Annotated in this window: 5 protein-coding genes; 3 read left to right on the top strand and 2 right to left on the bottom strand. The window is 73.1% G+C overall.

Annotation, left to right across the window (positions count from 1 at the left end; all coding sequences use genetic code 11):
• Positions 1 to 38: 38 nt before the first annotated feature.
• Positions 39 to 1,496: an aldehyde dehydrogenase (NADP(+)) gene (locus DQW06_RS23970; RefSeq protein WP_071620995.1), complete on the bottom strand. Its 1,458-nt coding sequence runs from the start codon at positions 1,494 to 1,496 to the stop codon at positions 39 to 41.
• A 402-nt stretch (positions 1,497 to 1,898) separates the two neighbouring features.
• On the opposite strand from DQW06_RS23970, the gene DQW06_RS23965 reads away from it, so the two are divergent.
• The 3 genes from DQW06_RS23965 to DQW06_RS23955 all read left to right on the top strand — a co-directional run bounded on the left by DQW06_RS23965 (position 1,899) and on the right by DQW06_RS23955 (position 4,187).
• Positions 1,899 to 2,489, top strand: a complete 591-nt coding sequence (locus DQW06_RS23965) for a TetR/AcrR family transcriptional regulator (RefSeq protein ID WP_013156332.1) — start codon at positions 1,899 to 1,901, stop codon at positions 2,487 to 2,489.
• Positions 2,483 to 3,352 carry a S9 family peptidase gene (locus tag DQW06_RS23960; RefSeq protein WP_013156331.1) on the top strand — a complete coding sequence of 290 codons (870 nt, stop codon included), beginning with the start codon at positions 2,483 to 2,485 and terminating at the stop codon, positions 3,350 to 3,352. The genes DQW06_RS23965 and DQW06_RS23960 overlap by 7 nt, the downstream gene beginning before the upstream one ends.
• Before the next feature lie 211 nt (positions 3,353 to 3,563).
• Positions 3,564 to 4,187, top strand: a complete 624-nt coding sequence (locus DQW06_RS23955) for an HD domain-containing protein (RefSeq protein WP_013156330.1) — start codon at positions 3,564 to 3,566, stop codon at positions 4,185 to 4,187.
• Positions 4,188 to 4,269: 82 nt separating this feature from the next.
• Here DQW06_RS23955 and DQW06_RS23950 read toward each other — a convergent pair whose 3' ends face one another.
• Positions 4,270 to 5,028, bottom strand: a complete 759-nt coding sequence (locus DQW06_RS23950; protein ID WP_013156329.1) for a sulfite exporter TauE/SafE family protein — start codon at positions 5,026 to 5,028, stop codon at positions 4,270 to 4,272.
• Between the last annotated feature and the right edge of the window lie 113 nt (positions 5,029 to 5,141).

Genomic DNA, 5,141 nt, shown 5'->3' with positions numbered 1-5,141 from the left:
CTCGCCGGGCGCGTCGGCCGACGCGCCCGGCGAGTTGGTCAGGCGGAGGGAGCGGCGCCGTTCACGCGGCGCGGCACGCCCAGCGGGTTGTCGTCGCGCAGCTCCCGGGGCAGCAGCGACTGCGGCACCGACTGGTAGGTGACCGGGCGCAGGAAGCGACGGACCGCCGTGGTGCCCACCGACGTGTGCAGCGGCGCGGTGGTGGCCGGGTAGGGGCCGCCGTGGGTCATGGCGTGGGTGACCGCCACCCCGGTAGGCCAGCTGTTCCAGAGCACCCGTCCGGCCAGGGACGCGCCCAGCGCCAGCAGCGCGGGCGCGATCTCGTCGTCCTCCTCGCCGTGCACGGTCACGGTGAGCTGGCCGCCGAACACCCCGGCCGCCTCCAGCAGCCGCCGCTCGTCGGGGTAGGTGACCACGAGCGTCGCCGGGCCGAAGCACTCCTCCAGGAGGGTCTCGGCGTTCTCCAGCAGGGAGTCCAGGTCGGTGCGCAGCAGGGACGGGGTCCAGTCGTCACCGGTGCGCACGCCCTGGACCAGCACCTCGGTGGCCGGGTGGGCGCTCAGGGCGTCCAGCCCGCGCACGAAGCCCTCGGAGACCCGCTCGTTGAGCAGCGGGGCGGCGGCGCGCCCGCCGAAGTCGGCGACGAGGGCGTCGAGCTTGGTCTCCTCCGGCACGAACAGCACGCCGGGCTTGGTGCAGAACTGGCCCGAGCCCATGGTGGCCGAGTCCGCGTACCCGCCCAGGATCTCGTCGCCGCGCGCGGCGGCGGCAGCGCGGGTGACGAACACCGGGTTCACGCTGCCGAGCTCCCCGTAGAAGGGGATCGGGTCCGGTCGCGAGACCGCCAGGTCGAACAGGGCCCGCCCGCCGGGGATGGACCCGGTGAAGCCCACGGCCCGGGTGAGCGGGTGGGTGACCGCGCGTTTGCCCGTCTCCACCCCCTCGACCAGGGCGAAACCGCCCTCGGGCGCCCCGGCGCCGTCGAGCGCCGCGACCACGATCTCCGCGGTGCGCCGGGCGAGCCGGAGGTGCCCGGGGTGGGCCTTGACGACCACGGGGCATCCGGCGGCCAGGGCGGAGGCGCTGTCGCCTCCGGCCGTGGCGAACGCGAACGGGAAGTTGCTCGCCCCGAACACCACCACCGGCCCCAGCGGGACCAGCAGGCGGCGCACGTCCGGGCGCGGGGTGCCCCAGTCGGGGTCGGCCGGGTCCACGGCAGCCTCCAGGTAGGAGCCCTCCTCCAGGGTCTCGGCGAACAGGCGCAGCTGGAAGGTGGTGCGGCCCAGCTCCCCCCGGCAGCGCGCCTCGGGGTAGTGCGCCTCCTCCATCGCGATCGGCACGAGCTCGTCGGCCGCGCCGTCCAGGGCGTCGGCGACGGCGCGCAGCAGCCCGGCGCGCTCGCCCGGGGTGAGCGCGGCCAGGAGCGGCGCCGCCGCGGCGGCCCGTTCCATCACGGCGTCGAGTTCCTCCGGCGTGGTGTCCGGGGCGGTGGTCATGGCTCTCAGCCTCCAGGAGGGTGTGTACGCTGCGTCGGCCCTGATCCAACCATGCCAGAGCCGAACAGGAAAGCGCTATCCAAACGCGGGGCGCGCTCCGCGCACGCAGCGTCCGGGAGCCCCCGGCCGGAGCTCCCCCCGCTGCGGACCGCTGGCCCCGCTCCGGGAGGGGCGGTGGAACGAAACTGGAATTTCCCCGGAACCAGGTGATTCCGGAAAGGCATCATAGGAGCTGTGACGACAAACTCCCGAAGCTCAACACCCCCGCGGTCACGACGCTCCCCAGGCAGCACGGGAAGCGACCACGCGTCACGCGAGGGCCGTGGACGAGCCAGCGTCGCCCACGACGAACTCGCCTTCGCGCAGGCGCCGCTGCGGAGGCTGCCCGCCCAGCAGCGCAGCATGCTCAGGGTCCAGCGCATGCTCGACTGCTGCGCCGAACTCCTCGACGAGGTCGGCTACGACAACCTCTCCACGACCAGGATCGCCGAGCGCGCCGGGGTCGCCATCGGCTCCGTCTACCAGTTCTTCCCGGACAAGAAGGCCATCACCCAGGCCCTCGGTCTGCGCTTCCTCGACCAGTTCGGCACGCGCGTCACCGAGCGCCTCGCCGACGCCTCCTTCAGCCACTGGACCCTGGCCGTGGACGCGGTGGTCGACGAGTACATCGACATGCACCGCCACGTGCCGGGCTTCCGCAGCCTGCACTTCGGTGACATCGTCGACACACGCCTCCTCAACGGAGGCGCCGACAACAACCGCGTCATCTCCATCCGCCTGCGCAGGATCATCGTCTCTGTCACAGGCATCCCCGACAATGAGGAACTCGACCGGGCCATCGACGTCGCCGTCGAGGCCGCGGACGCCGTGCTCAAGCTCGCCTTCCGCGACGACCCCGAGGGCGACCCCGCGCTCGTCCGCGAGGCCAAGCACCTGGTCAGCAGTTACCTGTCCCACTTCTCCCAACGCAACGGAGGCGACCATCCGTGGTAGCCGACGCCGGCACCCTCTCCCGGCCTGTCACCGGAACGGCCGCCGGAGTGCCCTTCCTGGCCCTTCCGCCCGCCAGCGGTGACGTCCCGGCCCCGCTCGTGCTGGGCCTGCACGCCTTCGAGCCTCCCCGGGCCGAGGCCGCCCTGGCCGGAACCGTGCCCATGGCCCCGCTCCCGGCCTGGCGGGTCTACCTGGGCCTGCCCCTGTTCGGGGCCCGGCTCCCCGAGGGCGGCGTCGCCGAGATCAACCGGCGCGGCGAGCGCGACTACCTCGTCGAACTGTTCGGCCCGGTGGTGGAGGAGGCCGCCGCCGAGCTCCACCGCGTCACCGCCGAACTGCGCGCCGCCTTCCCCGTCACCGACGCGCCCGTCGGGCTGGTCGGCGTGGGCGCCGGCGCCGCGGCCGTCCTGCTCACCCTGGCCGAGGGGCGCCTGCCCGTCGGCGCCGCCGCCGTCGTCAACCCGGTCGTGGACCCCGCCCTGGTCATCGCCGCGCGGGAGCGGCGCACCGGCACGGCCTACGAGTGGACCGAGCAGGCCCTGAGCACCCGCGACTGGCTGGACTTCGGCGCCCGCGCCGAGGAGGTCTCCCGCGACCGCGTCCCCCTGCTCGTCGTCAGCGGGAGCCGGGACGAGGTCGTGCCCCCCGAGCACGGCCGGTCGCTGCACGACGCCGTGGCGGCCCACGCACCCGAACATGCGCTCCGTCACATCGTGGTCCCCGACCTGGCCCACGCCATCGGTCCGGAGCCGGGCCTGCGACCCGGCCCGCTCACCCCGGCCGGCGTCCTCACCGACCGGGCGCTGACCGAGTGGTTCCACCAGCACCTCAGGTCTTCCGACCAGGTCCGGACGGCCGAGTAGGGGCTCCGGCGGGCCCCGCCGGGCGCTTCGTCCGCTTTCCGGTCCGGTGCGAAACCCCCCGTTCACCGGGTGCACCCTGGCACCTCCTCCGGCGTCCCCTCAACGGACGCCGCCGCGACAGCTGGTGCGCGTTCCATGGGATCATCCAGTGGCGGCCGCGCAGAGCGGCCCACCTGACCGTTTCGACTCATCCTTCAGGAGGGCGAACCACGTGACGGAACCGGCACCGGTCTTTGCCAGCGGGGTCGACAACGAGCGGTTGAACGCGCAACTCCGCTTCCTTCTGGAAGCCGACAAACTCAAGCGCATCCTGCGGCAGTCCCTCCTGGTGGACGGCTCCCGGCGGGAGAACTCGGCCGAGCACTCCTGGCACCTGGCCCTGTCAGCCCGCACCTTCGCCGAGTACGCGCCCGAGGGCACCGACATCGACCGCGTTGTCGAGATGCTCGTCCTCCACGACATCGTCGAGATCGACGCCGGGGACACCTTCCTCTTCGACACCGTCAACTCCCGGACCCAGGCGGAGCGCGAGCGGGCCGCGGCCGACCGCATCTTCCCCCTCCTGCCCGAGGACCAGGCCGAGCGGGCCCGCGAGCTGTGGGAGGAGTTCGAGGCGCGCGCCACCGCCGAGGCGCGGTTCGCCCGCGCGGTCGACCGGCTCTCGCCCATGCTCGCCAACTGGCACAACGAGGGCGGCACGTGGGTGCGCTTCGGGATCACCCGGGCGCAGGTGATGGAGAAGGTCAAACTGATCCAGGAGGGGTCGGAGGCGCTGGGCGCCTACGCGACCGCCCTGGTGGACGACGCCGACCGCCGCGGGTACTTCCGGACCTGACCCGACGGGGCCCGGCGCGAAGCCCTCTCACGGGGCGTCGCGGAGGGCGGCGGGTCCATGCGAGGGGATCGGCGGGGCGGGGTCAGACCCGGCCCATGATGATCTGGACCGCGGCGGACAGTCCCACCAGGACCAGGCACACCCGCAGGGCGGCCGGGCTGAGCTTGCGCCCGAACCTTCCGCCCAGGTACCCGCCGATGATGGTCCCGCAGGCGATGAGGCCGACCACCGGCCAGGCGGGCTCGGCCAGGACGATGTAGAACACCGAGGCCGTGGTGTTGACGATGGTGGCGAGCATGTTCTTCAGGGCGTTGAGCCGCTGGATCTCCTCGTCCAGGGCGGTGCCCAGGATGCTCATGAGGATGATCCCCTGGGCGGCGGCGAAGTAGCCGCCGTAGGCGCCGGTCGCGTAGGCGCCCAGCGGCAGCAGAGGGCCGCCGTCCCTGTGGGCGGGCCTGCGCGAGCGGACCCACCGGGTGATGCGCGGCTGGAGGACGATCAGCACGCAGGCGAGGCCGATCATGAACGGCACCACGGCCTCGAACACGCCCGGAGGCAGGTAGATCAGCAGCAGGGCGCCGGTCACCGCTCCGAGGAAGGACATGCTGCCCAGCCGGAGGATGCGGGCGCGCTGGCCCGCCAGCTCCCGGCGGTAGGCGATGGTGCCGCTGAGCGTCCCGGGGGCCAGGCCAATGCTGTTGGAGACGGTCGCCGTGATCGGCGGGTAGCCGAGCGCCAGGAGCACGGGGAAGGTGAACAGCGTCCCCGACCCCGCGATGGCGTTGATCCCGCCGGCCGCCACACCGGCGAGAAGGATGACCGCCGCCTCCCAGAGTTCCATCCGCCCAGCTCTCCCTGTCCGCCCCCGACGGTCGAGGACGACAACAGACTACGAGAGCGGGTCATCGGATGATCATGCCGGGATACGCGGAGGGCCCGAGCCCGGTACTGGAC

Origin of the sequence: Nocardiopsis sp. TNDT3 (assembly GCF_003427465.1) — a bacterium.
Classification (GTDB): Bacteria; Actinomycetota; Actinomycetes; order Streptosporangiales; family Streptosporangiaceae; genus Nocardiopsis; species Nocardiopsis dassonvillei.
This window is presented reverse-complemented; position numbering and strand designations above follow the sequence as displayed.